We start from the raw sequence: 23,681 nt of genomic DNA, 5'->3' as shown, positions 1-23,681 counted from the left end.
AACCGCCGCATTGCGGACCCTGCCCGGCGCGTGGGTAGGGAATAGACCTACGCACGATGCGTCGCATCCGGGCGCACAGTGAGGCTTCGTTCATCCATCCAGCAGGGAGATTGCATGCAGATTCAGGTCAACACGAGCAACGGCATCACCAACAAGGACGCGCTGGAGCGCTGGGCCGACACCGAGATCAAGCAGCACCTGAGCCGTTTCGTCGACGACGTGACACGCGTCGAAGTACACCTGAGCGACGAGAACCACGACAAGACCGGCGGCGCCGACAAGTGCTGCGTGATGGAGGCGCGCCTGGCGCACCACCAGCCGCTGGCGGTGAAGCAGCACGCCGCCACCCTCGACGAAGCCTTCCGCGGCGCGGCCGACAAGCTCAAGCGGCTGCTCGACAGCACGCTGGGCCGCCTTCACAACCACCGGGACCGCGGCTCGATCCGCACCGACCCCAGCTTCATTGCGGAGTAGGCGGCGCTGCGGCGGCGGCTTTGCGCCTGCGTGCGCGAGGCCGCGCGGCCGTTGCCGTGCCGCCCGACTCGACCGGAATCGGCGGCGGCCGGTGGCCGCTGGCCATCCACTCGTCATAGAAGCCGATCTTGCTTTCGACCAGCGTGAGCGCCCTCTTCCATTCGGCGATGGTGCCTGTCACGCGTTCGCGGTGCGCCGCCAGCATGTCGCGCCGCTGGCGCAGCGTGGATTTTCCCTGCACCGCCAGCGCCGTGTACTCGCGCATCTCGGCAATCGACATGCCGGTGCGGCGCAGCCTTTCCATCAGGTCGAGCCAGCCGACGTGCGGCTCGCCGTAGAGGCGCCGTCCGCCCTCGTCGCGCGCCACGCCGGGTACGAGCCCCTGTGTCTCGTACCAGCGGATGGCGTGCACCGTGCGGCCGGTGCGGGCCGCCAGCTCGCCGATATGGAAGGGCGTGCCCCTGCTCTCAGCCGGCATGGGCATGGGCTGGGGCGGGAGGCGGCTGCAGCGCCTCCTGCACGAGCGCTGTGTCGAAGTATTCGGTCAGCTCTTTCACCTTGCCTCCTTCGAGTCGGTAGACGTAGCAATAGCGGTTGTTGTAGCGCTTGCCGGCCTTGGTGGGGACGTCGCCGCTGAACAGCACCACCACGCGGTCGCCTTCGGCGATGACGCGCTCCGTCCTGCTGCGGTAGGGCGCCGCGAACTGCGCGAAGAGCGGGTCCAGCAATTCCTCGCGGATCGCCTTCTTGCCTTGGTAGGTGCGCGACCACGCAGTGCTGCCTTCGAGCTTCCAGCTCGCGTCGTCGGCGAGGCTGTCGACGAAGGCCTGGCCGTTGCCCTTGTCCAGCTCGTCGTGGATGTGCTGGACGAGGGCCTTGTTGTCGATCGTGTTCATGGCTTGATTTCCTTGCGTTGAATGAATGAACCGAGCGCCCAGGAGGCGCCCGGTGAATTCATTGGAAATGCTCGAGTGCGCTCGAGGTCAAGCGCGCCATGAACAGAACAGGCGGCAGGCGGTGCCGTCAGCCCCGCTTCGCGTTGGCCATGCCCTTGGCCACTTCGTTGGAGCCCTGCGCCGCGCCGCTCTGCGGCACGATCTCGCCCTCGCGCTCGGTCACCTCCGACAGGCGCGCGGCCAGCTGCTCCGGCGTGTCGGCCTCGATGCCCAGCCAGGCGCCTTGCGTCAGCGTGATGTGCGCTGCCTCGAAGGTGCCGGCGCCGGCACAGAGGATGGTGCGGTTCGGCGCGTCCTGCGCGGCCAGCACCAGCATGGCGGGCACCACGGCCTCGGGGCGGAAGGCCTCGAGCATTTCCTTGGGGAACAGGTCCTCGGTCATGCGGGTGGCGGCGGTGGGAGCCAGGCAGTTCACGCGGATGTCGTTCTTCGCGCCTTCGATGCTCAGCGTCTGCATCAGGCCCACCAGCGCCAGCTTGGCGGCGCCGTAGTTGCTCTGGCCGAAATTGCCGTACAGGCCGGACGACGACGTGGTCATCACGATGCGGCCGTACTTCTGCTCGTTCATGAGCGCCCAGACGGCCTTGGTGCAGTTCACGGCGCCCATCAGGTGCACGTCGACCACCAGCTTGAAGTCGGCCAGTTCCATCTTCGCGAAGCTCTTGTCGCGCAGGATGCCGGCGTTGTTGACGAGGATGTCGACGCGGCCCCAGGCGTCAACCGCTTCCTTGACCATGGCCTGCACCGCCTCGAAGTCGGTCACCGAGGCGCCGTTGGCAATGGCTTCGCCGCCGGCCGCCTTGATCTCGTCGACCACCGCCTGCGCGGCGCTCACCGAACCGCCAGAACCGTCGCGCGCGCCGCCCAGGTCGTTCACCACCACCTTGGCGCCGCGCGCGGCCAGCGCCAGCGCATGCTGGCGGCCGAGCCCGCCGCCCGCGCCGGTCACGATGGCCACGCGGCCCTTGAAGTCGATGCTGCTGTTGCTGCTGCTCATGTCTCTTTGTCGCTTTCCTAGGGAGTTGCTTGCCGTTGTTCGTCGTTGCCGCCCGGAAGGCGGCAGCGTGGCGTTTTACCCCAGAAAGGCGCCGGTGCGCAGTCTTGCGCGCGTCAGCCGGCCGGCCCCGGTTCAACCGTGTTCAACCGTGGGCGGAGCGCACCTGCTCGCAGTACGCCACCAGCTGGTCGAGCTCGGCGGACTTGTCGAAGAAGGCATCGGCGCCCAGTTGCTCCGAGCGCTGGCGCATGTCGGTGGTGGCGTAGTTGCTGAGCACCACCACCTTCTGGTGCGGCGCGCGGTTGCGGCAGGCCTGGATCACGCCGAGGCCGTTGCCGCGCTTGAGGAACAGGTCGACGATGGTCAGGTCCCAGTCTTCGCTGTGCAGGCGCAGCCAAGTCACGGCCTCGTCTTCTGTGCTGGCGGAGGCCACGACCTCGGCATCGGCCACGTCCTGCAGGAAACCGACGAGGTTCTCGCGGATCACGGGGCTGTCTTCGACGAGGTAGGCCCTGAAGCTCATGGCGACAGCGCCGGCTCGGCGGCTGGCCGGCAAGTACTGGATGACGAAAATGGTCGGTGCATGCCCACATCGTCGCAACCCGGGCGACGCCCACGGTGAGCCATGCGGGCCAATGCCTGTAGGCCATCGGCCAGCACGCCTGTCGGCATGCGAGGCACGGGGCCGCTCGGGTGCCCCGCCGCAGCGGAGCCAAAGGCCTAGGCCGCCAGCGCCACCACGCGGCCGCGCGTCATGCCGAGCCGCGAGGGCGACACGTACTGCTCGCGGTAGATCTCGAAGGGCATGGTGTCGGCCGCCTCGATGCGCTTCTGCTCCTGGATCGACTCGGCAGTCATCCGCTCGAACGCGGCCTGCTGCTCGGCCGAGAACGGCATGGCCAGCAGCGCGGCGCGGGTCTGCTCCGACTGGGCGCGCACGAAGCCGACGAAGGAATTGCCGTGCTGCTGCTCGATGGCCGCCAGCACGCGGGCCGAAGGCAGGCTGTCGGGGTCCTGCAGCGCGGCCAGCGCGGCACGCACGGCATCGACATGCTGCGTGCCGCCGCCGTGCGCCGCGTCGAGCGCAGCGGCAATCGGCAGGCACTGCTCGGCCAGCTCCACGCCCCAGTCGGCCAGCGTCACTTCGCTGCCGCCGCGCGCAAGACGCAGGCCCGGCTCGCGCCCGCGCGCGGCGGTGAGGTGCTGGTTGCGCGCGAGGTCGGCAATTTCCTGCGGCGTGTCGTCGGGGCTGTCGCTCAGCAGGCAGTGCAGCAGGAACACGTCGATGAAGCGCATGGTCTGCGCGTTGATGCCGACGGTTTCGAAGGGGTCGAGGTCCATCAGGCGCACTTCGACGTACTCCACGCCTCGCTCGCGCAGCGCATGCAGCGGGCGCTCGCCGGGGTTGATGACGCGCTTGGGGCGGATGGTGCCGTAGAACTCGTTCTCGATCTGCAGCAGGCTGGTGGCGAGCTGGTTGTAGTCGCCGCCCAGGTTGCGGATGCCGATAGCCTCGTAGGCCGGCCACGGGCGCGTGAGCGCGTCCTGCAGCGAGGCGCCATAGCCCTCAAGGCTGTTGTAGCTCACGGCCAGCGAAGCCTGCGCGTCGCTCTGGTAGCCGAGCCGGCCCATGCGCAGCGAGGTGCCGTGCGGCATGAACATGCTGCCGTCACCCAGCGGCTGCAGCTCGTGCGGGCGGCCCGCCACGAAGCTCGAACACAGCGCCGGCGACGCGCCGAACAGGTACAGCAGCAAAAAGGCGTGGCGGCGGAAGTTGCGGATCAGCGCGAAGTACTGCTCGCTGGACACCTCGGGCAGCGACCAGTTGTAGTGGATGCCCGAAATGGTCTGCATGCGCCGGCCGTAGCGGTGGCTCAGGCCCATGCGGTAGACGCTCTTGGCGCGGCCCACGTTCGACGAGCCATAGCGGCCGATCGGAATGGTCTCGTCGGTCGGCAGGCCGCAGGGCATGCTCGACACCCACAGGCGCTCGTCGCCCAGCGTGTCGAGCACGCGGTAGGTGAACTGGTGCACCCGCGTGAGCTCTTCCAGTGCCGACTCGACGCCGCCGTGCACGCCCGTGATGAGTTCGAGCTGCGATTCGCTGAAGTCGGTCGTGATGTGCGGATGCGTGAGCGCGGAGCCCAGCGCCAGCGGATGCGGCGTGAGCGCGAGCTTGCCGTCCGGCAGCGCCCGCAGGCTTTCCTTCTCGATTCCGCGTCGCATGCCTTTCAGTCGTGTCGCTGAAAGAGCACCCAACCTCTCCTGCAATCTTTTGCTCATATTGTTATGACCCATCAATCTTCTGAGGGGCTGGAAGGTAGCACGGGCGCGCGCGCGTTGCTTGTGCAGGGAATCCCGCATTCGGCTAGCTTGCCGGGCGCTATTTTTTTGATAGCTTCACGCATAGCTGCCACGCGGGTTGAACGGCTCGACCGTCGCTCGATGTGGGCCGGAATCAGGCCTTGGCGCGGCCCGCCGAGAGGTCGATCTCGTCGGACTGGTAGACGTGCATCTCCGGCGTGCCGTCGGCCATGGCCGCCAGCGCCTTGGCGAAGGCGCGCGAGGCGTCCACCCGGAAGTGCGCCTGCAGCGCGGCCATGTCGCTCCAGCGCTCCACGAAAGTCAGGCGCAGCGGCAGCAGCGCGTCGGTCGTCACTTCATGCGAGATGCAGCCCGGCTCGGCGCGCGAGCGCTGCACGTGCTCGGTGCTGATGGCCAGCATCGCCTGCAGTGTGTCGGGCTTTGCCAGCGCGTGTCCGATGACCAGGATCATGGGGTCGTCTCCTTCAGCCGAGCACCCGCAGCAGAAAGCGGTTCAGGTCGGCAATTTCTTCCATGCACACCGAATGCGCCATCGCGTATTCGTGCCACTCGACGGTGTAGCCCAGGGCGGTGAGCGCGTCGCGCGAGCGCACGGCGGCGGCCAGCGGCACCACCGGGTCCTGCCGGCCGTGCGCCAGGAACACCGGCGTTTCGTGGTTGGCGGCGTGGCGCTCGGCCGCGGTCGTGGCCGCGATCGGCAGGTAGCCCGAGAGGCCGACGATGCCCGCCAGCCGCTCGGTGTGGCGCAGGCCCGTCATGAGGGCCATGGCGCAGCCTTGCGAGAAGCCCGCCACCACGATGCGGCCGGCGGCGATGCCACGGGCCTTCTCGCTGGCAATGAGCGCCTCGATCGTGGCCTGCGAGCGGCGCAGGCCGGCCTCGTCTTCGCGCGCCGCGAGATCGGCCACGGCAATGTCGTACCAGGCCGGCATCTGGTAGCCGCCGTTGATGGTCACGGGAATGACGGGCGCATTGGGGAACACAAAGCGCACGGGGCCCACGGCCGCCAGGTCGAGTTCATTGGCGATCGGCACGAAGTCGTTGCCGTCGGCGCCGAGGCCGTGCATCACGATCACCGTGGCGGTGGGGTTGGGGGCGGTTTCTATCTCGATGGGGGGACGGGACATGGTCGGGCAAAGGTATTCAGGAACGCGAATGACAGGACCTTAGCGCATTCGGGGCCTGCCAGAGGCATGGAAACGGCCGGTTGGCTGACTTGCGCACGGTTGCGCCGTGCCCAACATGGCCTGAAAAGACACCAAGGAAACCCGCGTGAGCCATTCCCCTCCCCTGGTAGAGACGAAGCTGGCCGGCGTCGTGCTGGTCTGCGGCGACTGCGAAGAACGCAAGGACGGCCCCACGAAGCTGAGGGCCAAGCAGGTCCGCAAGGAACTGAAGCACGGCCTGTCGCACCTGCCGGTGCGGCTGCGCGTGGTGCAATGCAGCTGCCTCGGCCTGTGCCCGAAGAAGGCCGTCGCGCTTGCCGCCGTGGCGCAGGGCCATGCCCCGCTGGCGGCCGAGGCGTGCACCGAGCAGGACGTGGACGCCTTCGCCAAGGCGCTGGCCCGGTCAGTCAAGTGAACGGGCGAGGCGCTATTCGGCCTTGATGCCGACCGCCTTCACGATCTGCGCATAGCGTTCGTACTCGCTCGACACCTGCGCCTGGAACTGGCGCTGCGGATGGCCGGTGGCCTCGATGCCCTGTGCCGCGAGTTCGGCGCGGGCGGCCGGTGTCTGCACGATGCGCCCGGCCTCGGCCGCGATGGCGTCGACCACGGGCTGCGGCGTGCGGGCCGGCGCGAACAGCCCGAACCAGGTGCCCGAGCGGTAGCCCGCGTAAGTCTCGCCCACCGTGGGCACCTCGGGCAGCAGCGCATGGCGCTTCTCGCCGCTGGTGCCCAGCGCCACCAGCCGGCCGCTGCGGATCTGCGGCAGCGCCGGGCCCACGGCGATGAACATCACGTCGACCTGCCCCGCGATCACGTCCTGCATGCCCAGCGGGCCGCCGCGGTACGGAATGTGGGTGACGTAGATGCCCGCCTTCTGCTTGAGCAGTTCCATGCTGAGCTGCTGCGGACTGCCGTTGCCGGCCGAGGCGTAGTTGATGCGGCCCGGATGGGCCTTGGCCGCGCGCACGAAGTCGGCCACCGTGCGAAAGCCCGTCTTCGGGTTGGCCACCAGCACGAAGTCGATCTGCCCGAGCGACACCACCGGCACGAGGTCGCGCCGCGCGTCGTAGGGCAGGCCGGCCTGGATGTTGGGGAGGATGGTGATCGGCCCGTCGGCCCCCACCAGCAGCGAATAGCCGTCTGGCTGGGCCTTGGCCAGTCCGTCGGCCGCCAGGATGCCCGCCGCGCCGGCGCGGTTGTCGATCACCACCGGCTGCTTCCATTGCTCCGACAGCCGCTGCCCCAGAAAGCGCGCCAGCACGTCGGGCGAGCTGCCGGGCGTGTTGGCGACCGTGATGTGCACGGGCTTCGACGGATAGGCAGGCTGCTGTGCCTGCGCGGCCAGGGGAAGCGACAGGCCGGCCCACAACGCGCCCAGGGCGAACATCGGAGTCAGCAGGAAACGGGGGCGCATGGTGAACTTTCGTTGGCGGAAGACAAAGCGCGCGATTCTGGAGCGCTTACGCACGCAGGCAAACGACCCATTTGTCAGATGCTTAGCTGCGTTCGGGCATATGCCCCGGCTTGCCGGCGCCCCCGATGGGGACGCGGGCACCCCGGATGCAACACAATGGCGTTTCGCATGAAGACCACCACCCCGCAACCGAAGCCCCCTCTTGCCGCCAGCGCCGCCGCGGCGCCGTTCGACAGCGAACGGCTGCTGCGCGACAGCGGCCTGCGCGTGACGCGCGCCGCGCAGACCGTGCTCGAACTGCTCGAACGCAGCTCCCAGCCGCTGACCCACGAGGAAGTGGCCGCCGCCTACACGGCCGCCGCCGGCGAGGCGCCCGACCGCGTCACGGTCTACCGCGTGCTCGACCGGCTGGTCGAGGCCGGCCTGTGCGACCGCCGCGTGGGCGCCGACCGGGTCAACCGTTTCTCGCGCCATGTCGAGGCCGCCTCGGGCAACACCTTCGAATGCGACCAGTGCCACAAGGTGCTGGCCCTGCCGTCCGACCCGGAACTGCCGAAGGTGATGGGCCGGCTGGGCAAGGCGCTGCGCAAGCAGGGCATCGACACCCGCAACACCGCGCTCACGCTGCACGGCACCTGCGGAGAGTGCGCAAGGTAGCTTCAGCCGTTCACGCGTTCCAGGACGGGAAGGGATCGGGAAAGTTCTGCCACCACGAGGCGCCGAAGCGCATCTCGTTTTCCGTCAGCAGGCAGGCGTCGAGCCGCGCGCGCAGCGCGTCTTCATCCATGCCGATGCCGATCAGCACCAGCTCCTGCCGCGCGTCGCCCGTGGCCGGGTCCCAGTTCCTGCGGATCAGCTCCAGCGCCTCCGGGTCGGTCGGCCAGTGCTCGCGCGGCACCGCCGCCCACCAGAAGCCCGCTGCACCGTAGCGGCAGGCGCCGCCGGCCTGCGACCACGAGCCCGCGCGGGTGGCGCGGCTCGCGAGCCAGAAGAAGCCCTTGGAGCGCACCACGCCCTCCCACTCGCTCTGCACCAGCTTCCAGAAGCGCATCGGGTGGAACGGCAGGCGCGAACGGTAGACGAAGCTGCGGATGCCGTATTCCTCGGTCTCGGGCACGTGTTCGCCGCGCAGCTCGGCGAGCCAGCCGGGCGCCTGCTCGGCCTCGTCGAAGTCGAACAGGCCGGTGTCCAGCACCCGGTCGAGCGCCACGCGGCCGAACTCCGACACCTCGATGCGGGCGCGCGGATTCAGGCTGCGCAGGATCGCCATCAGCCGCTCCCGTTCCTCGACGCTGACGAGGTCGATCTTGTTGACCACCAGCACGTCGCAGAACTCGATCTGCTCGATCAGCAGGTCGACCACGGTGCGCGTGTCCTCGTCGCCGAGCGACTGTCCGCGACTGCCGAGGCTGTCGGCCGAGCTGTAGTCGCGCAGGAAGTTGAAGGCATCGACCACCGTCACCATGGTGTCGAGCCGCGCCACGTCGGCCAGGCTCTTGCCGTCTTCACCGGCGAAGGTGAAGGTCTCCGCCACGGGCAGCGGCTCGGAGATGCCGGTGGACTCGATCACCAGCTGGTCGAAGCGGCCCTCCTTCGCGAGCCGGCCCACCTCCACCAGCAGGTCTTCGCGCAGGGTGCAGCAGATGCAGCCGTTGCTCATCTCGACCAGCTTCTCGTCGGTGCGCGACAGCTGCGCGCCGCCGTCGCGCACCAGCGCGGCGTCGATGTTGACATCGCTCATGTCGTTGACGATGACCGCCACGCGGCGGCCTTCGCGGTTGTGGAGGATGTGGTTCAGCAGCGTGGTCTTGCCGGCACCGAGAAAGCCGGAGAGCACGGTGACGGGGAGGCGATCGGCCATGGGGGCAGCTTCCATATATGCAACAGAATTGCATTATATGGATCAACGCAACTTGGTTGCGTTTGCCGCTCAGTATTGGAGTTGGGGATACCAGTCCTTGCCCCGCCCTTCGGGCGTCATGTCCAGCAGGTTCCAGATCGGCATGGCGTCGGGCGCGCCGCGCGGGTCCTGCCCCGGGTCGGCAGTGCCCGGGCTCATCTCGGCCGCCCAGAAATGGCGGATGGTCTCGCCGTCGCGCCGGAACACATTGAACGCCGGGTTGTCGCCGCCGTCGGGCTTATCGCCGGCGTAGTCGCGGTTGAAATCGTTGCCGCCCGACGAGTACAGCGGCAGGTGGCGCCAGCCGCGTTCCCGTGCAAAGGAAGCCATGCGGTCGATGGGCGAGGTGGCGATCACCGCGAACGCCACGCGCTGCAGGATGTCGGGCATTTCGCCGTCGTAGGCGCTGAGCAGCGACGTGCACATGGGGCATGGCCGCTCCCGCTTCGGCCCGAACATCCAGTTGTAGGTGATGAGGGTGCCGTGCTTTCCGAAAAGCTCGGAGAATTTCACCGGGCCGTCGATGCCCTGGAACAGGTAGTCCTGCGGCACGACGCCGCCCGGCGGCAGCGCGCGGCGCATCTCCGCCACGCGCTCGATGCGGCGGCGCAGATCGATTTCCTCGGCGAGCAGTTCGGTGCGCGCCTTGCGGTACTCGGCGCTTTCGCCGGGAAAGCGGACGGGGTTGGATCTTGCGAGCTGGCTGGCCGAAGCAAGGCCCAAGGACTTTGCACTGGAAGACATGGCGGATCACCTCCTGAAGCCCGGAAGATGGGCATTGACGTAGATCGCGGCGCCATATTGGCCCCGAACATTGCGCCGCGCCAGTACGCGCTTTTCCCCTGCCGGACCTGGAGTTGTCCTACGCCGCCCTACATCTCGAACGCCTCGACCTGCCGCCCGTCGATGTCGGTGAAGCCGTAGGCGCGCGCCAGGTCGGCCACGCGCAGCACTTCGCCGGTCTTGTCCATCACTGCGGGGTCGGCAGCCAGCGCGGCCACCGCCCGGCCCAGATAGCGCGGCGATTCGGTGCGCGCGAGTTCGGGCTTCTCCTGCCAGTGCGCCTCGTCGGTCTTGTGGCCGGCCAGCACGAATTCCGTGCGCATCCAGCCCGGCGACACCGCGAGGGACGCCACGCCGTGCGGCTTCAGTTCATGCGCCATGCCGAAGGCCAGCCGCGTCATCGACGCCTTGGCCAGGTCGTAGAACAGGCTGCCGCGCAGGTAGCGGCCCCGGTCCCAGAAGGTGGTGGTGACGATCAGCCCCTTCTTCTGCCGAACCAGCATTGGCGCGGCGCAGCGGCTGGCCACCAGATGGTTGCGCACGCCGCGGTCGAACATCGTGTCCCAGTTCGATAGCGGATGTTCCCAGAACGGCGCCTCGAACACGCCGTTGAAACTCTCGTGGCCGCCCCAGGCGTTGTTGACGAGCAGGTCGAGGCGGCCCTGCTCGCGGTCCACGCGATCGAACAGCGCGGCCACTTCGTCTTCACGGGTGTGGTCGCATTGCACGGCGATGCCCCGGCCACCCTGGCGCGTGACCTCCTCGGCCGTGTCGTCGATGCTTCCGGGCAGCGCCTTCAGGTCCGACAGGGCCAGCAGTTGGCCGTAGCTGGAGGCAGGCTGGTCTCGCGTGCTGCGTCCGGTGACGTACACGGTGGCGCCGGCAGCGCCCAGTTCGACCGCGATGCCGCGCCCTGCGCCCCGGCTTGCGCCCGTGACCACAGCCACGCAGTCCTTCAACGGACGGTCGGTGCTTTCTTCTTTCTGCATCTTTTCGGCTCCTTGCTTGAGAGCGCATGAAGATAGGCCGCGCTCAGCCGCCCGTCTTGGAAGAAACCGAAGCCGTTCGCCCTAGGAACTCGGTCGGCGTGACGCCGCACAGCGCGCGGAACTCGTTGACGAGATGCGACTGGTCGTAGAAGCCGCCTTCCAGCGCAAGGTCGGCCCAGTCCGGCGCCGGCCGCTGCCGCAGCGCGCGCAGGCAGCCGTGCATCCGCGCGAGCCGGCTCCAGGCGCGCGGCGACAGGCCGACGTGTGCATGAAAAAGCTGCTGCAGCCGACGTTCGCCGACACCAACCGCCGCCGCCGCATCGCGCAACGAAAGCCGCCCTTCGGACGCAGCGATCAACCGCGCCGCATGCGTGGCGATGTCGTTGCCCGCGATGCGGCTGCCGCGCAGGCGATGCAGCAGCGCGGCATGCAACAGCGCGACACGCTGGGCGTCGCCGGGCGCTTCGGCCATGCGCTCGAGCAGCGCCGAACCCTCCCCTCGCCACAGCGCATCGAGATGGACCGCGCCGCCGCCGATCTCACCGGCCGGCAGCCCGAGCAAGCAGGCAGCGGCGCCAGGGCGCAGCGTGACGGAAAGCCCCTCGACCTTGCCCCGCATGCGCACCACGACCGGTGCGGCCGAGGCGCCGATGGCCTCCACCGCCAGGCCGTCCCCGTCGCCAGCAGACGGCGCGTCGCCGAAGTTGAAGACCAGCCGCACCGCCCCGTCGGGCAGCACGCGCTCGCGCATCTCGTGGCCATCGGCAAAAGTTTCGCGGTACAGCATGAGGTGCGACACATGCCCGCGCAACGCGGCACCTAACGGAAACGCGCGCAGCGTGCCGGCGGGCACGGCCGATTCCGGCCCGTGCAGGGGGTCGTCTTCGAGCCGGAGGAAAAGGCGTTCGCCCATGGGTGCCGATTGTGTTGAAAAAGAGGCCACCTCAGGTCGCTGAAAATCGGCCTCTGCACTTTTTCGGTACCGTCCGCCGCATGCCCGCCACCGCCCTGCCCGTTCTCTACTCGTTCCGCCGCTGCCCGTACGCCATGCGCGCGCGGCTCGCACTGGCGGCCGCGGGGCAAGCCTGTGAGCTGCGCGAGGTGGTGCTGAAGAACAAGCCCGCAGAAATGCTCGCCGCCTCGCCCAAGGGCACGGTGCCGGTGCTGCTGACCGGCGACGGCACGGTGCTGGAGCAAAGCCTGGACGTGATGCTCTGGGCCCTGCGCCGCAACGATCCCCTGCGCTGGCTGGCGCCCGAGGCCGGCACGCTTGCGGACATGCTCGCGCTGGTCGCCGAATGCGACGAGGGCTTCAAGCCCCTGCTCGACCGCTACAAGTACCCCGACCGCCATGCGGACGGCGGCGTGCCGGCCCGCGAACAGGGCGCGCTATTCCTGCGCAGCCTCGAAGACCGGCTATCGGCCTCGCCGCAGCTCACCGGCGGCCATTCCACGCTGGCCGACGCCGCGCTGATGCCCTTCGTGCGCCAGTTCGCGATGGTCGACGCCGCATGGTTCGCCGCGCAGCCGTGGCACCGCCTGCTGGCCTGGCTCGACGGCTGGACCGGCTCCGGACTGTTCGAGCGCGTCATGCAGAAGTACGCGCCGTGGAAGGCGGGCGAGGCCGGCGTCCGGTTCTAGCCGGACATGACCGCCGCGGAAGCGCGCTGGATGCACTCGATGAAGTGCTGCGCCGCCGGCGTCGACAACTGTCCCCTGCGCCGCAGCACGCACACGTTGAGCATGGGCAGTGCCTCGTCGACATCGACCCGGCGGATGCCGTGGCGCTTGAAAGTCAGCTTGACCAGCGGCTCGACGAACAGGCCGATCAAATCCATGTTCCCCACCAGCCCCAGCGCCACCGTTACCGACTGCCCCTGGATGATGCGCGAGGGCGGTGGCAGCCCGAGCGGCGTGAACAGCGGCGCCACCGACTCGCGCCCCCGGTGGTCGTCGCCCGGCAATATCCATTCGGCCGGGTACAGGTCGAGCAGCGAGCGCGCCCCGCGCAGCGGATGGCGGTTGCGCATGCCCACCACCAGCTGCACCGGAAACAGCTCCAGCGCCTCGAACTGCGGATCGAGCGTGCCCGGCACCACGTGGGCCACCGCGAAGTCGAGGTAGCCGTCGCGCAGCCGCGCCAGCATCCACGGCAGCACCGCTTCGCTGAACTGCACGTCGACGGCGGGCAGGCGGGTGTGGAAATCCTTGAACGCGGGCGGCAGCACGGTGAGCGCGAACGATGCGCTCACCGCCATCGACACCGTGCCGGTGGCGCCGTCGCGGATCTGCGCGATCTCGTCCCGCGCGCGCTGCATGTCGGCCAGCAGCAGCCGCGCGCGCGGCGCAAAGGCCTGGCCGAACTCGGTGAGCCGCACGCCCTTGACGCTGCGCTCCACCAGCGGCGCGCCGACCTCGCGCTCCAGCTCGCGCACGATCTTCGTCACCGCGGGCTGCGACAGCCCCAGCACCCGGGCCGCGGCGCGGATGCTCATCTGCTCGACCACCGCCACGAAGGCGTGCAACTGATTGGGTTTCATGACAACCAAAAGTTATCGTTATGGCCCAATTATTGTCTTTTCATGACAGCGGCGAGTCTCTAGCATCCGGCGCGGCCAGGGGCATACATAACTCCGGCAGACATCCATACAAAGCAAGCACACACTGGAGAGACATGAGCATCCCAAGCAACCCGCCGGCATCGAGCCCCGCGCGCCGGCGCCAGACCATCGTTGCCACCACCATCGGCAACGGCCTGGAGTTCTTCGACTTCACCGTCTACGGCTTCCTGGCGCTCGTGATCGGCAAGCTCTTCTTTCCGACCTTCAATTCCTACGGGCAACTGCTGCTGACGGTGGCGAGCTTCGGCGTGGGCTTCATCATGCGGCCGCTGGGCGGCATCGTCATCGGCGCCTACGCGGACCGCGCGGGCCGCAAGAAGGCCATGACGCTCACCATCTTCCTGATGGCGCTGGGCTGCGCGCTGATCGCGTTCACGCCCACCTACGCGAGCATCGGCGTCGCGGCGCCGATCGTCATCGTGCTGGCGCGGCTCATCCAGGGTTTCTCGGCCGGCGGCGAGGTGGGCGCATCGACCACGCTGCTGGTGGAACACGCCACGCCGGCCAACCGCGGCTACATGGCGAGCTGGCAGTTCGCCAGCCAGGGCCTGGGCGTGCTGATGGGCGCCGTGGTGGTGGGCGTGCTCACGACCACGCTCTCGGCCGAATCCATGCAGAGCTGGGGCTGGCGCGTGCCCTTCGTGATCGGCATGCTGATCGCGCCGGTGGGCATGTACATACGCCGCCACCTCGAAGAGTCGCTGCACATCTCGCCGGCCGAAGCCGCCGCGCCGCGCGAAAGCAGCCTGAAGATCGTCTGCACGCAGCACGGCAGGACGGTGCTGGCCGCCATCCTCACGCTGGTGGGCGGCACCACGGCGGCCTACGTGGTCACGTTCTACATGCCGACCTATGCGGTGCGCGAGCTCGGGTTCACGCCCTCGGTGGCGCTGTTCGGCGCGGCGCTCACCGGCCTCATCTCTTTCGCTTTCGCGCCCTTCGTGGGCAAGCTGTCCGACGTGGTGGGCCGCAAGCCGCTGATCCTGTGGAGCCGCATCGCGCTGGCCGTGCTCATCTACCCGGGCTTCCTGTGGCTCAACGCCTCGCCCACGCCCACGGTTCTTTTCGTGGTGCTCGGCGTCTTCAGCTTCGGCCTGGTGGTGCAGACGGTGCCCGGCATCACGATGCTGCCGGAGATGTTTCCGAAGGCGGTGCGCGCGAGCGGCATGTCGCTGGTGTACAGCGTGGGCGTGGCTCTCTTCGGCGGCTTCGCGCCCTTCATCAGCACCTGGCTGCTGAACGCAACGGGCAGCAAGCTGGCGCCGGCCTGGTACCTGGTGGCGATGACGGTCGTCTCGCTGCTCGGCCTGCTCTGGCTGCGCGACCATACCGGCCGCGACATCGACGCCGCGGGCGCCCACGCGGCCTCGGCCTGAACAGTTCTTCCCGACATTCCAAGCACAGGAGTCCCCGCCTCATGACGACACAACGCTCCGCCGCCACGCGGCATTTCTCGGGCACGTATGCCGAAGCCCGCGCCAAGTTCCTCGACGCCGCCGCCCAGCGCGGCGCGGCCGTCGAGTCGTTCGTGCTCGATGCGCACCGCGGCGCGCTCGGCGAAGAGCTGGCCACCGACGTTGCGCTCATCGGCGCCATCGACGCGAAGAAGCTGCTGCTCGTGACCTCGGGCACGCACGGCCCAGAAGGCTTCAGCGGCTCGGGCGCGCAGATCGCCACGCTGAACGACGCCGACCTGCTCTCTCGCCTGGAGCAGGCCGGCGTGGCGCTGCTGCTGGTGCATGCCGTCAATCCGCACGGTTTTTCGCACCTGCACCGCACCAACGAAGACAACATCGACCTGAACCGCAACCACATCGACTTCAATGCGCCGCTGCCGGTGAACGCCGCCTACGCCGAAGTCGAGCCGCTGGTGCTGCCCGCCAGCTGGCCGCCCACGCCCGCCGACGAGGCCGCCGTGGGCGCCTATATCCAGAAGCACGGCATGACCGCTTTCCGCGCGGCCGTGACCAAGGGCCAGTACACCTCGCCCGACGGCCTGTTCTACGGCGGCACCGCGCCGTCGTGGAGCAACGGGACCATCCGCAAGATCCTGCGCAAGTACGCGGCCTCGGCCACGCACCTGGGCTGGATCGACGTGCACACCGGCCTGGGCCCCTACGGCCACGGCGAGAAGATCTACCCGGGCCGCAACACGCCCGAAGACCTGGCGCTGGCCCACGCCTGGTGGGGCGCCGACGTGTTCGCGCCGTTCGCGGGCGACTCGGCCTCGGCCGACGTGTCGGGCCCGGTCATCTCGACCGCCTACGACGAGTGCCCGAACGCCCGCATCGCGCCCATGGGCCTGGAGTTCGGCACCCTGCCCGACCTGGAGGTGCTGAACCGCCTGCGCGCCGACACCTGGCTGCGCCGCCACCCCGAAGCGCCCGACGCGCAGAAGCGCGAGATTCGCCAGCAGCTGCGCGACGCCTTCTACTGCGACAACGAGGAATGGAAGGGTATGGTGCTGGGGCAGACCCGCGTCGTGCTGCTGCAGACGCTACAAGGCCTGCGCAAAGCCTGAGGAGACAGTCAGCGTCCGGACTTCAGCCGAAGTTCGGCGCGCGCCGTTCGCGCAGCGAGGCAACGCCCTCGCGCACGTCGGCGCCCGCGAAGCCCATGAATTCGAGCGCCAGCGAGGCGTCGAAGGTCGGGCCGGCCTGGCGCAGCCAGTTGTTCAGCGCGTACTTGGTGAGGCGAATCGCGCTCTGGCTGCCGGCCGCGAGCCGGTCGGCCACTTCGTAGGCGCGCGGCAGCAGGTCGGCTTCGTCCACCGCGAGCGACACGAGGCCGATGCGCTCGGCCTCCTCGCCGCTCACCGGCTCGCACAGCAGCAGGTGGTACTTGGCCTTGGCCATGCCGCACAGCAGCGGCCACACGATGGCCGCATGGTCGCCCGCCGCCACGCCGAGCCGCGTATGGCCGTCGACGATCTTCGCGTTTTTGGTGGCAATGGAAATGTCGGCCAGCAGGCCCGCCACCAGCCCCGCGCCCACGGCCGGGCCGTGCATGGCGCTGACGATGGGCTTGTCGCAGTTGATGATGTTGTAGACCAAGTCGCGCGCCTCGCGCCACACGCGCTGGCGCACCGCGTCGTCGGTGGTCATGTCCTGCACCATCGCCAGGTCGCCGCCGCCCGAGAAGCCCTGGCCCTCGCCCCGCAGCACCGCGCAGCGCACCGTGTCGTCGGCCGACACGTCGCGCCAGATCTCGGCGAGTTCGCGGTGGCCGTCGTGGCCGGCCGTCGGCAGCTTGCCGTTGGCCGCGCGCATCTGGATGTCGAGCACCGCGCCGTTCGCGCCCCGGCGCGTGATGGCAAGGGTCTGATAGCGGGTGTAGTCCATGGCGGCTCCGTCTTTCTTATTTCTTGGCGGCGATCTCGCGGCAGCGCCGAACGTTGCCGTCGAAGCGCGCCGCAAGGCCGGGCTCGCACGCATCGTCGCCGGGGGTGAGCTTGCACATGCCGACCACCACGTAGTCCATGACCGCCGACGTGCACATCGGGTAGGCCGCAAGCTCGGGATTGGCCTTGACCTTGAAGCCCCAGCGGTCCGAGAACTCCACCGTGCGCGCCATCGCGTCGTGGAAGAAGCCGCGGTCCTTCGCGGCGATGGCGGCTTCCATGCGCGGCAGTTCCTCGTTCAGGTAGCCGACCGCATCGAGCGGGAAGTCGGTGGGATTCTGCTGCGCCGTGGCCATGGATGCGGCCAGCACCAGGGGCAAGGCAGAAAAGATGCGCAAGGCCGGAGCGAGCGCGGAACGAAGGGACGGGCTTTGAAGGTGCATGGCCGTGAATTCTGCAACGTTTTGAAGCACTTTTGAATGAGCGGCGATGCGCGGGCGCGACGGCGCCTACTTTCCCTTCTTCTGCTTGTCGTACTTGCGCCAGTACTGGAACTCGTCCTCGTGCACTTCGAGGTCGATCTCCGAAATGCGCATCTGCAGCCGTTCCTGCACCTCGGCCACGGCCTTGTTGTAGACCAGCGGGCCGACTTCCTCGAGGAAGAAGCCGAGCAGCGCGCCGGCGCCGATGTTGCCGATCGGCTCTTCCATGTTCTCGCGGAAATAGCGCTCGATGGAGGTGATGGCCTGCTGGCGCGCTTCCTTCGAAATCTCGATGGTCATGGGTGTGTGTCTGTCAGGGATGGAGTCGATCGATTGTGCCGGGCGCGGCCGCGTCCCGGCGTTAGCTACCATGCGCCCACAACAACACACAACCGGAGACAGACACCATGAAGATCCGCCCCGCCGCGCTCGCGGCCCTTGCCCTGGCCGCCCTCGCCTCGCTTTCCGGCTGCACCTCCATGACGCCCACCGTGGCGCAGCGCCAGCTGATGCTGGTGGCCAACGACGAGAAGCAGTCCTGGAACGACGCCGGCGCCGTCATCCTCGGCCCCATGGGGCGCGACACCGTGCAGGTGCTCGACATCGGCACCGACCCGCTCGCGCCCAAGGTGCTGGGCACGCTGCAGCTTGACAACACCATCGCCGGCCCGCCGACCAACCTGGCCATCACGCCCGGCGAAACGCTCGCGCTGGTCGCCAACTCGCTCAACGTGGTCGAGGAGAACGGCGTGCGCAAGCAGGTGCCCGACAACCGGCTGTTCGTGATCGACCTGACCACCACCCCGCCCAGGCTGCTGGACACGCTGCAGGTCGGCAAGCAGCCCTCGGGCCTGTCGATCAACCGCGCGGGCAACCTGGCGCTGGTGGCCAACCGCGCCGACAACTCGGTGAGCGTGCTGCGCATCGCGGGCAAGAAGGTCACGCTGATCGACACCGTGGCCATGGGCGATTCCGTGGCGCACGTGCGCTTCACGCCCGACGGCAGGCGCGCGCTGGCGGCCAAGTTCCCGAGCCACAAGATCGCGCTGCTCGACGTGGACGGCGAGAAGGTCAGCTACAACAAGCTCGACCTGGCGGCGGGCCTGTGGCCCTACAACGTCGACGTGACGCCCGACGGCAAGCTCGCGCTCACGGCCGACAACGGCAACTCGGGCGCGTCCGACGGCCAGGTCGACACCGTGAGCGTGATCGACATGGAAGCCGCGCCGCCGCGCGTGGTCGACAAGGTGGTGGTCGGCGACGGGCCCGAGGGCCTGGCCGTGAGCCCGACCGGAAGGCATGCGGTGGCGGTGATCCTGCGCGGCAGCAACGCGGCGAAGAACGCCTACTTCTACAACCGCAACGGCTCGGTGGTGCTGCTGAAGATCGACGGCAAGAAGGTCACGCGCGCCAACGAGGTGGTGGTGCGCGGCCTGCCCGAAGGCGCGGTGTGGAGCGCCGATGGCAAGTACCTCTACGTGGGCAACTTCATCGACAAGGACATCACCATCCTGCGGCTGGACGGCGACACGCTGGTGCCGACGGGCAAGTCGTTCGTGCTGGAAGGCCATCCGGCCGCGATGCGCGGGACAATGACGCACTGAATCCACTTTTCCCGAACGAAGAAGAAGCCATGGCGCAACCCAAACGACAACTCCGCACGCTCGAACGCGGCATCCTCTGCCTCGTGATCGGTGCAGCCGTTCTGCTGGCGCCGCGCTTCCTTCAGGGCACGCGCTGGTTCGAGATGGTGGCGGGGGCCTATATCGTGGGCTGGTTCGCGCTGGTGCTGGGCGCGGTGCTGGTGGTGGTCGAGCTGCTCAAGCGCGGCAAGCCGCGCCAGTAGCGCGAGGAGCGCAAGGAGCGCAGGCAGGCCCCGATAGGATCGCCTGTCAGGCCTTCTTGCCGCGCAGTTTGCCGACCAGTTCCACCACGGCCAGCACGATGGCGCCGGCCACCACGCCCACGCCGGCGTTCACGCCCATGGAGCCCAGCGTGCCGAACACGCCGCCAGTGGCCTTGGCCCAGTCCTCGACCGCATGCCCGAGTGCCGGCACGCCGTGCACCAGGATGCCGCCGCCCACGAGGAACATGGCCGCGGTGCCGGCCACCGACAGCGCCTTCATGAGCCAGGGCGCCGCCACCAGGATGCCGCGGCCCAGGGCCTGCGCACCCGCGCTGGCGCGCCGGCTCAGGTAGAGGCCGGCGTCGTCGAGCTTCACGATGCCGGCCACCAGGCCGTACACGCCGACGGTCATGATGAGCGCAATGCCCGCCAGCACGGTGAGCTGCGTGGTGAACGGCTGGCCCTGCACGGTGCCCAGCGTGATGGCGATGATTTCGGCCGAAAGGATGAAGTCGGTGCGCACCGCGCCCTTGATCTTGTCCTTCTCGACCGCGACCACGTCGACCGAAGCGTCGGCCACGGCCTGTTCATGGCGCCCGGTGTCTTCGGCGTGTTCCTTCTTGTGCAGGAACTTGTGGGCGAGCTTCTCGGCGCCCTCGAAGCAGAGGAATGCGCCGCCGACCATGAGCAGCGGCGTCACCAGCCACGGCAGCCAGGTGCCGATGGCCAGGGCGGCCGGCACCAGGATAGCCTTGTTGATGAACGAGCCCTTGCACACGGCCCACACCACGGGAATCTCCCGTTCGGCCCTGACGCCGGACACCTGCTGCGCATTGAGCGCAAGGTCGTCGCCCAGCACGCCGGCCGTTTTCTTGGCGGCCACTTTGGTAAGAACAGACACGTCGTCCAGGACGGTCGCGATGTCGTCGAGCAGCAGGAGCAGGCTGGAGGCCATGGGCAGGTCGGGAAGAAAAGAGAAGCGGCGAGCTTAGCCGTTGCCCTGGACCCGCCCCTCAATACCCATATGGGGCCGGTTCAGAGCGCGCTCAGCGCCAGTGCCAGCACCGCCACCAGCGAGGCGCCGAACACCGCCAGGCCCACGCGGCGGCGGCGGTGCGTGAGCAGCCACAGCGCCACGCCAGACACCGACAGGAAGATCAGGCTGCCGGCCAGCGTGTCGACCAGCAGGATCCACGGCAGCGGCATGCCGCCGCCCTTGTGCATGTTGGTGAGCGTGGCGACGAAGCCGTTGTGCGTGGTGGCCACGCCCACGGAGCGGTTGCCCTGCCAGTACTCGGCCTGCACCATTTCGTTCGGCCCGCCGAAATTGAAGACCCAGTGCGCCGGCTGCGTGAGCGCCGGTGCCCCGCGGTCATTCTTGTCGGCCCATGCCACGGGCTTGGCGGGCTCGATGCGGGTGGAGTTGGGCGGCCCGCTCATGCGCAGTGCCTCCTGCAGCCATCGGCTCATGGCCTCGGGCGTCTCGGGCGCGGGCTCGGGCAACGCCAGCTGGGCGCGGGTGCGTTCCTGCGCCTGCGGCAGCTTCAGCACGTTGCGGTGGTTGAGCCAGATGCCGCTGAAACCGAACAGCAGCCCCAGCACCGCGCCCCAGAGGCCGATCCAGCCGTGCATGCGGCGGATCCACTGCACGGCGGCCGTGCGGCGCTGGTGGGAGCGCACGCGCGCGGCGTGGCCCAGGGTGCTGCTGTCGTGGTCCATGGCAGCGGGTATCAGGAAACGTCGCGCTTGAGCCGGATTTCCTCGACACGCACGGTGCCGAAGGCGGTGGTCTTGGCGGTCTTCATCTCGCGCTTGAAGCCGGCGAGTTCGTGGAAGCGCATGGCGCGGTCGTTGCGAATGGGCACCCAGATCGTGACCGTGGTGCAGCCCTCTTCTTCCAGGCCTTCGCGCGCGGCGTCCCACAGGGCCACGCCGGCGCCCTTGCCCCAGTGCTCGGGCTTGACGTAGATGGCCCAGATTTCGCCGGTGGTGGGCGGGGTCTTGGGGTCGCGCGAGCGGTCGAAGCCGACGAAGCCGACGATCTGGCCGCCGTGCGTGACCACGTGCACCTGGGGTTCGCTGTATTCGATGGCTTCGCGCCACTTGGCTTCCCGCGACGCCGGGGCCAGGGTGCGCAGCTCTTCTTCGGGGAGGATGCCTTCGTAGGCAGCCTTGGCGGCCAGGGCGTGGACTTCGGCGACGGCCTTGGCGTCGCGCAGGGTGGCGGGGCGAACTTCGTAATCTGACATGAATGCGGGGAAATCAATGGAACCGCGTATTGTCGCCGCACCGCTAAACTGCCCGCTGCATCCGTCGTAACAACAGGAGAAATCGACATGGCCAAGGGTCAGCAACGCAGCACCAAGGAAGCGAAGAAACCGAAGAAGGACACCTCGCCGCCCAAGCCCGTCGGCACCGGCGGCATCGAACCGGTCCGCACGGTCACCACCGCAGTGATCCCGCGCGGCAAGCTCAAGAACAAGTGACCGACGCAGCACCGGCCCCGGCCAGGCCCGCGCAGCCGCGCAATCCGCTGCACGGGCTCACGCTGGAGGCCATCGTGACGGCACTGGCCGGCCACTATGGATGGGAACAGCTCTCGGAGCTGGTTCCCATCCGCTGTTTCGCGATCGACCCGAGCGTGAGCTCCAGCCTCAAGTTCCTGCGCAAGACACCCTGGGCGCGCGAGAAGGTCGAGAGCCTGTACCTCTTCATGCTGCGCGAGCAACGCCGCGAACAGCAGCAGCAGAATCCCCCCACCCCCTGATCCCTCCTGATCCCGCAACGATGAAGGTTCGACTCGAACCGTCGGGCCTCGGCTTCGAGGCCGACGCCGGCACCACGCTGCTGCAGGCCGCCGAGGCCGCGGGCATCGAGCTGCCCAGCTCCTGCCGCAACGGCACCTGCCGCACGTGCATCTGCCGGCGGCTGTCGGGCGAGACCCGCCACACCATCGAATGGCCGGGCCTGAGCATCGACGAAAAAGAAGAAGGCTGGATCCTGCCCTGCGTGGCGCAGGCGCTGGGCGACCTCACGCTCGACGTGCCGGGCGCGCGCGCCCTCTTCCCGGACTGAGTTCGCCGGCCAGGCTACGAAGACACGGGCCTGGCAGCGGCGGGCGCCGCCACCGTCAGCCGGTCGCGCTGCGCCAGCGAGGGGAACAGCTTGAACCAGGTGAGCGCCACCAGCATGGTGCCGACGCCGCCCACCACCACCGAGCCGACCGGCCCCAGCAGCGCCGCCGTGGCGCCCGACTCGAATTCGCCGAGCTGGTTGCTGGCGCCGATGAAGATGGAGTTCACGGCGCTCACGCGCCCGCGCATGGCGTCGGGCGTTTCCAGTTGCACCAGCGTCTGGCGGATCACCACGTTGACCATGTCGGCCCCGCCAGACACCGCCAGCGCGATCAGCGACACGACGAAGCTCTTGGAGATGCCGAACACCACCATGCACAGCCCGAACAGCGCAATGGCCATCAGCAGCGTGCGCCCCACGTGGCGCTCGACCGGCCGGCGCGTGAGCGCGATCGACATCACCAGCGCGCCCACGGCGGGCGCGCCGCGCAGCAGGCCCAGCCCCCAGGGGCCGGTGTGCAGGATGTCCTTGGCGTAGATGGGCAATAACGCCACCGCGCCGCCCAGCAGCACCGCGAACAGGTCGAGCGAGACCGCGCCGAGCACCGGCTTGCGCTTCCAGATGAAGTCGACGCCCGCGAACACCGTGGCCAGCGTGACCGGCTCGCGCGCAGCCGGCGTGTAGGCATAGCGCAGCCGCAGCACCAGCGCGCAGGCCAGCGCAAAGCACACCACGCTGGCGCCGTAGACCACCGCCATGCCGGCCACGAACAGCAGCCCGCCCAGCGCGGGCCCGCCGATGATCGCGCCCTGCATGCCGGCCGAGCTGAAGGCCATCGCGCGCGCCAGCATGGTCGGGGGCACCAGCTGCGGCGTCAGTGCCTGCTGCGCCGGCATCTGGAAGGCACGCACCGCGCCCAGCACCAGCGACAGGCCCAGCAGCAGCCCGCGCGTGTCGTGCTTGCCCATCACCGCCAGCAGCAGCACCAATGCGACCAGCCCCTGCACCGCGAAGCAGGCCGCGACGATGCGCCCCCGGTGATGGCGGTCGACGATGTGGCCCGCCAGCAGCGCCAGCAGCAGCGCGGGCACGAACTGGTAGAGGCCGACCAGGCCCAGGTCCCAGGCGCTGCCGGTGAGGTCGTACATGTGCCAGCCGATGGCCACCAGCAGCATCTGCGAGGCGGCGGTGCCGAAGAGCCGCGCCGTCCACATCTGCATGAAGGGACGTTCGCGCGTCAGGTCGGAAAAGCTGGGGGAGGAAGCCGCGCCGGCCGGAACGGCGGAGGCTGCGGGGGGAAAGGAAGCGGG

The 23,681-nt window shown here is 68.8% G+C and carries 31 protein-coding genes; 11 read left to right on the top strand and 20 right to left on the bottom strand.

The genetic code is table 11. From position 1 onward, the window contains the following. Positions 1-114 precede the first annotated feature (114 nt). Positions 115-474, top strand: a complete 360-nt coding sequence (locus AC1RVW_RS23170; protein ID WP_081271528.1) for an HPF/RaiA family ribosome-associated protein — start codon at positions 115-117, stop codon at positions 472-474. Here the strand turns inward: AC1RVW_RS23170 and AC1RVW_RS23165 are convergent. The 7 genes from AC1RVW_RS23165 to AC1RVW_RS23135 form a co-directional block, all read right to left on the bottom strand. Continuing rightward, complete coding sequence (locus tag AC1RVW_RS23165; RefSeq protein WP_493202791.1) at positions 461-952, bottom strand: MerR family transcriptional regulator; 492 nt, start codon at positions 950-952, stop codon at positions 461-463. The two genes, AC1RVW_RS23170 and AC1RVW_RS23165, sit on opposite strands and share 14 nt — an antisense overlap. After that, positions 942-1,370 (bottom strand): nuclear transport factor 2 family protein, encoded by a 429-nt coding sequence (locus AC1RVW_RS23160; RefSeq protein WP_493202750.1) that lies wholly within the window; start codon positions 1,368-1,370, stop codon positions 942-944. Before AC1RVW_RS23160 ends, AC1RVW_RS23165 begins: the two co-directional genes overlap by 11 nt. 127 nt (positions 1,371-1,497) lie before the next feature. Then, on the bottom strand, positions 1,498-2,427 hold the full coding sequence (locus AC1RVW_RS23155; RefSeq protein ID WP_285413040.1) for an SDR family NAD(P)-dependent oxidoreductase: 930 nt from the start codon (positions 2,425-2,427) through the stop codon (positions 1,498-1,500). Positions 2,428-2,569: 142 nt separating this feature from the next. After that, positions 2,570-2,950, bottom strand: a complete 381-nt coding sequence (locus tag AC1RVW_RS23150) for a response regulator (RefSeq protein WP_081271524.1) — start codon at positions 2,948-2,950, stop codon at positions 2,570-2,572. A gap of 197 nt (positions 2,951-3,147) precedes the next feature. After that, positions 3,148-4,710 (bottom strand): glutamate--cysteine ligase, encoded by a 1,563-nt coding sequence (gshA, locus tag AC1RVW_RS23145; RefSeq protein WP_493202747.1) that lies wholly within the window; start codon positions 4,708-4,710, stop codon positions 3,148-3,150. Between the two features lie 175 nt (positions 4,711-4,885). Continuing rightward, complete coding sequence (locus AC1RVW_RS23140) at positions 4,886-5,203, bottom strand: putative quinol monooxygenase (RefSeq protein ID WP_493202745.1); 318 nt, start codon at positions 5,201-5,203, stop codon at positions 4,886-4,888. A gap of 13 nt (positions 5,204-5,216) precedes the next feature. After that, positions 5,217-5,879 carry an alpha/beta hydrolase gene (locus tag AC1RVW_RS23135; protein ID WP_081271521.1) on the bottom strand — a complete coding sequence of 221 codons (663 nt, stop codon included), beginning with the start codon at positions 5,877-5,879 and terminating at the stop codon, positions 5,217-5,219. Between the two features lie 145 nt (positions 5,880-6,024). Between AC1RVW_RS23135 and AC1RVW_RS23130 the strand changes: the two genes are divergently transcribed. After that, positions 6,025-6,333: a hypothetical protein gene (locus AC1RVW_RS23130; protein WP_159053632.1), complete on the top strand. Its 309-nt coding sequence runs from the start codon at positions 6,025-6,027 to the stop codon at positions 6,331-6,333. Positions 6,334-6,345: 12 nt separating this feature from the next. Here the strand turns inward: AC1RVW_RS23130 and AC1RVW_RS23125 are convergent, their stop codons facing one another. Next, positions 6,346-7,335 (bottom strand): Bug family tripartite tricarboxylate transporter substrate binding protein, encoded by a 990-nt coding sequence (locus tag AC1RVW_RS23125; protein ID WP_493202743.1) that lies wholly within the window; start codon positions 7,333-7,335, stop codon positions 6,346-6,348. A 168-nt stretch (positions 7,336-7,503) separates the two neighbouring features. Between AC1RVW_RS23125 and AC1RVW_RS23120 the strand changes: the two genes are divergently transcribed. Next, positions 7,504-7,992, top strand: coding sequence for a Fur family transcriptional regulator (locus tag AC1RVW_RS23120; RefSeq protein ID WP_493202741.1), 489 nt, complete (start codon positions 7,504-7,506; stop codon positions 7,990-7,992). A gap of 10 nt (positions 7,993-8,002) precedes the next feature. Here the strand turns inward: AC1RVW_RS23120 and zigA are convergent, their stop codons facing one another. From zigA to AC1RVW_RS23100, 4 genes are all read right to left on the bottom strand, one after another. After that, a complete protein-coding gene (gene zigA / locus AC1RVW_RS23115) occupies positions 8,003-9,196 on the bottom strand; it encodes a zinc metallochaperone GTPase ZigA (protein ID WP_081271517.1) in 1,194 nt (397 codons plus the stop codon). Between the two features lie 69 nt (positions 9,197-9,265). After that, on the bottom strand, positions 9,266-9,979 hold the full coding sequence (locus AC1RVW_RS23110) for a DUF899 family protein (RefSeq protein ID WP_493202739.1): 714 nt from the start codon (positions 9,977-9,979) through the stop codon (positions 9,266-9,268). Between the two features lie 128 nt (positions 9,980-10,107). Further along, a complete protein-coding gene (locus AC1RVW_RS23105) occupies positions 10,108-11,007 on the bottom strand; it encodes an SDR family oxidoreductase (RefSeq protein ID WP_493202737.1) in 900 nt (299 codons plus the stop codon). Positions 11,008-11,050: 43 nt separating this feature from the next. Beyond that, positions 11,051-11,920 (bottom strand): helix-turn-helix domain-containing protein, encoded by an 870-nt coding sequence (locus AC1RVW_RS23100; protein ID WP_493202735.1) that lies wholly within the window; start codon positions 11,918-11,920, stop codon positions 11,051-11,053. Between the two features lie 80 nt (positions 11,921-12,000). Here AC1RVW_RS23100 and AC1RVW_RS23095 point away from each other — a divergent pair, with 80 nt between their 5' ends. Beyond that, positions 12,001-12,648 (top strand): glutathione S-transferase, encoded by a 648-nt coding sequence (locus AC1RVW_RS23095; protein WP_493202733.1) that lies wholly within the window; start codon positions 12,001-12,003, stop codon positions 12,646-12,648. Here the strand turns inward: AC1RVW_RS23095 and AC1RVW_RS23090 are convergent. Then, a complete protein-coding gene (locus tag AC1RVW_RS23090) occupies positions 12,645-13,547 on the bottom strand; it encodes a LysR family transcriptional regulator (RefSeq protein WP_081271512.1) in 903 nt (300 codons plus the stop codon). The genes AC1RVW_RS23095 and AC1RVW_RS23090 overlap by 4 nt on opposite strands. A gap of 134 nt (positions 13,548-13,681) precedes the next feature. On the opposite strand from AC1RVW_RS23090, the gene AC1RVW_RS23085 reads away from it, so the two are divergent. Both AC1RVW_RS23085 and AC1RVW_RS23080 read left to right on the top strand, forming a co-directional pair. Continuing rightward, complete coding sequence (locus tag AC1RVW_RS23085; RefSeq protein WP_493202731.1) at positions 13,682-15,004, top strand: MFS transporter; 1,323 nt, start codon at positions 13,682-13,684, stop codon at positions 15,002-15,004. A gap of 41 nt (positions 15,005-15,045) precedes the next feature. Next, entirely contained in the window at positions 15,046-16,149 is a 1,104-nt protein-coding gene (locus AC1RVW_RS23080) for a M14 family metallopeptidase (RefSeq protein ID WP_106935085.1), read from the top strand. A 22-nt stretch (positions 16,150-16,171) separates the two neighbouring features. On the opposite strand, the gene AC1RVW_RS23075 is transcribed toward AC1RVW_RS23080, so the two are convergent. From AC1RVW_RS23075 to AC1RVW_RS23065, 3 genes are all read right to left on the bottom strand, one after another. Beyond that, complete coding sequence (locus AC1RVW_RS23075) at positions 16,172-16,969, bottom strand: enoyl-CoA hydratase/isomerase family protein (RefSeq protein ID WP_285413055.1); 798 nt, start codon at positions 16,967-16,969, stop codon at positions 16,172-16,174. Positions 16,970-16,985: 16 nt separating this feature from the next. Continuing rightward, positions 16,986-17,366 carry a hypothetical protein gene (locus tag AC1RVW_RS23070; protein WP_493202729.1) on the bottom strand — a complete coding sequence of 127 codons (381 nt, stop codon included), beginning with the start codon at positions 17,364-17,366 and terminating at the stop codon, positions 16,986-16,988. 111 nt (positions 17,367-17,477) lie between these two features. Beyond that, positions 17,478-17,750, bottom strand: a complete 273-nt coding sequence (locus AC1RVW_RS23065) for a DUF2164 domain-containing protein (protein WP_081271507.1) — start codon at positions 17,748-17,750, stop codon at positions 17,478-17,480. A gap of 107 nt (positions 17,751-17,857) precedes the next feature. Here AC1RVW_RS23065 and AC1RVW_RS23060 point away from each other — a divergent pair, with 107 nt between their 5' ends. Together AC1RVW_RS23060 and AC1RVW_RS23055 are read left to right on the top strand one after the other, a co-directional pair. After that, positions 17,858-19,054 (top strand): YncE family protein, encoded by a 1,197-nt coding sequence (locus AC1RVW_RS23060; RefSeq protein ID WP_081271506.1) that lies wholly within the window; start codon positions 17,858-17,860, stop codon positions 19,052-19,054. Positions 19,055-19,083: 29 nt separating this feature from the next. Continuing rightward, positions 19,084-19,296: a hypothetical protein gene (locus AC1RVW_RS23055; RefSeq protein WP_106935089.1), complete on the top strand. Its 213-nt coding sequence runs from the start codon at positions 19,084-19,086 to the stop codon at positions 19,294-19,296. Positions 19,297-19,342: 46 nt separating this feature from the next. On the opposite strand, the gene AC1RVW_RS23050 is transcribed toward AC1RVW_RS23055, so the two are convergent. The 3 genes from AC1RVW_RS23050 to AC1RVW_RS23040 all read right to left on the bottom strand — a co-directional run bounded on the left by AC1RVW_RS23050 (position 19,343) and on the right by AC1RVW_RS23040 (position 21,545). Then, positions 19,343-20,251, bottom strand: a complete 909-nt coding sequence (locus AC1RVW_RS23050) for a DUF808 domain-containing protein (protein ID WP_081271504.1) — start codon at positions 20,249-20,251, stop codon at positions 19,343-19,345. An 80-nt stretch (positions 20,252-20,331) separates the two neighbouring features. Beyond that, a complete protein-coding gene (locus AC1RVW_RS23045) occupies positions 20,332-21,015 on the bottom strand; it encodes a PepSY-associated TM helix domain-containing protein (protein ID WP_493202726.1) in 684 nt (227 codons plus the stop codon). Between the two features lie 11 nt (positions 21,016-21,026). Further along, positions 21,027-21,545 carry a GNAT family N-acetyltransferase gene (locus tag AC1RVW_RS23040; protein WP_081271502.1) on the bottom strand — a complete coding sequence of 173 codons (519 nt, stop codon included), beginning with the start codon at positions 21,543-21,545 and terminating at the stop codon, positions 21,027-21,029. Between the two features lie 87 nt (positions 21,546-21,632). Between AC1RVW_RS23040 and AC1RVW_RS23035 the strand changes: the two genes are divergently transcribed. From AC1RVW_RS23035 to AC1RVW_RS23025, 3 genes are read left to right on the top strand one after another with little or no spacing between them, the layout of a single operon-like run. Beyond that, complete coding sequence (locus AC1RVW_RS23035) at positions 21,633-21,782, top strand: hypothetical protein (protein WP_172839976.1); 150 nt, start codon at positions 21,633-21,635, stop codon at positions 21,780-21,782. After that, positions 21,779-22,063, top strand: a complete 285-nt coding sequence (locus AC1RVW_RS23030) for a VF530 family protein (protein WP_493202724.1) — start codon at positions 21,779-21,781, stop codon at positions 22,061-22,063. The genes AC1RVW_RS23035 and AC1RVW_RS23030 overlap by 4 nt, the downstream gene beginning before the upstream one ends. A gap of 20 nt (positions 22,064-22,083) precedes the next feature. Beyond that, positions 22,084-22,371: a 2Fe-2S iron-sulfur cluster-binding protein gene (locus AC1RVW_RS23025; RefSeq protein ID WP_081271500.1), complete on the top strand. Its 288-nt coding sequence runs from the start codon at positions 22,084-22,086 to the stop codon at positions 22,369-22,371. Positions 22,372-22,385: 14 nt separating this feature from the next. Here AC1RVW_RS23025 and AC1RVW_RS23020 read toward each other — a convergent pair whose 3' ends face one another. After that, positions 22,386-23,591 carry an MFS transporter gene (locus tag AC1RVW_RS23020; protein WP_493202789.1) on the bottom strand — a complete coding sequence of 402 codons (1,206 nt, stop codon included), beginning with the start codon at positions 23,589-23,591 and terminating at the stop codon, positions 22,386-22,388. Positions 23,592-23,681: the final 90 nt, after the last annotated feature.

It is taken from the genome of Variovorax sp. MPBD4-3 (genome assembly GCF_058809745.1).
The sequence above is the reverse complement of the archived record's forward strand: the minus strand, read 5'-3'. Positions and strand labels throughout refer to the sequence as shown.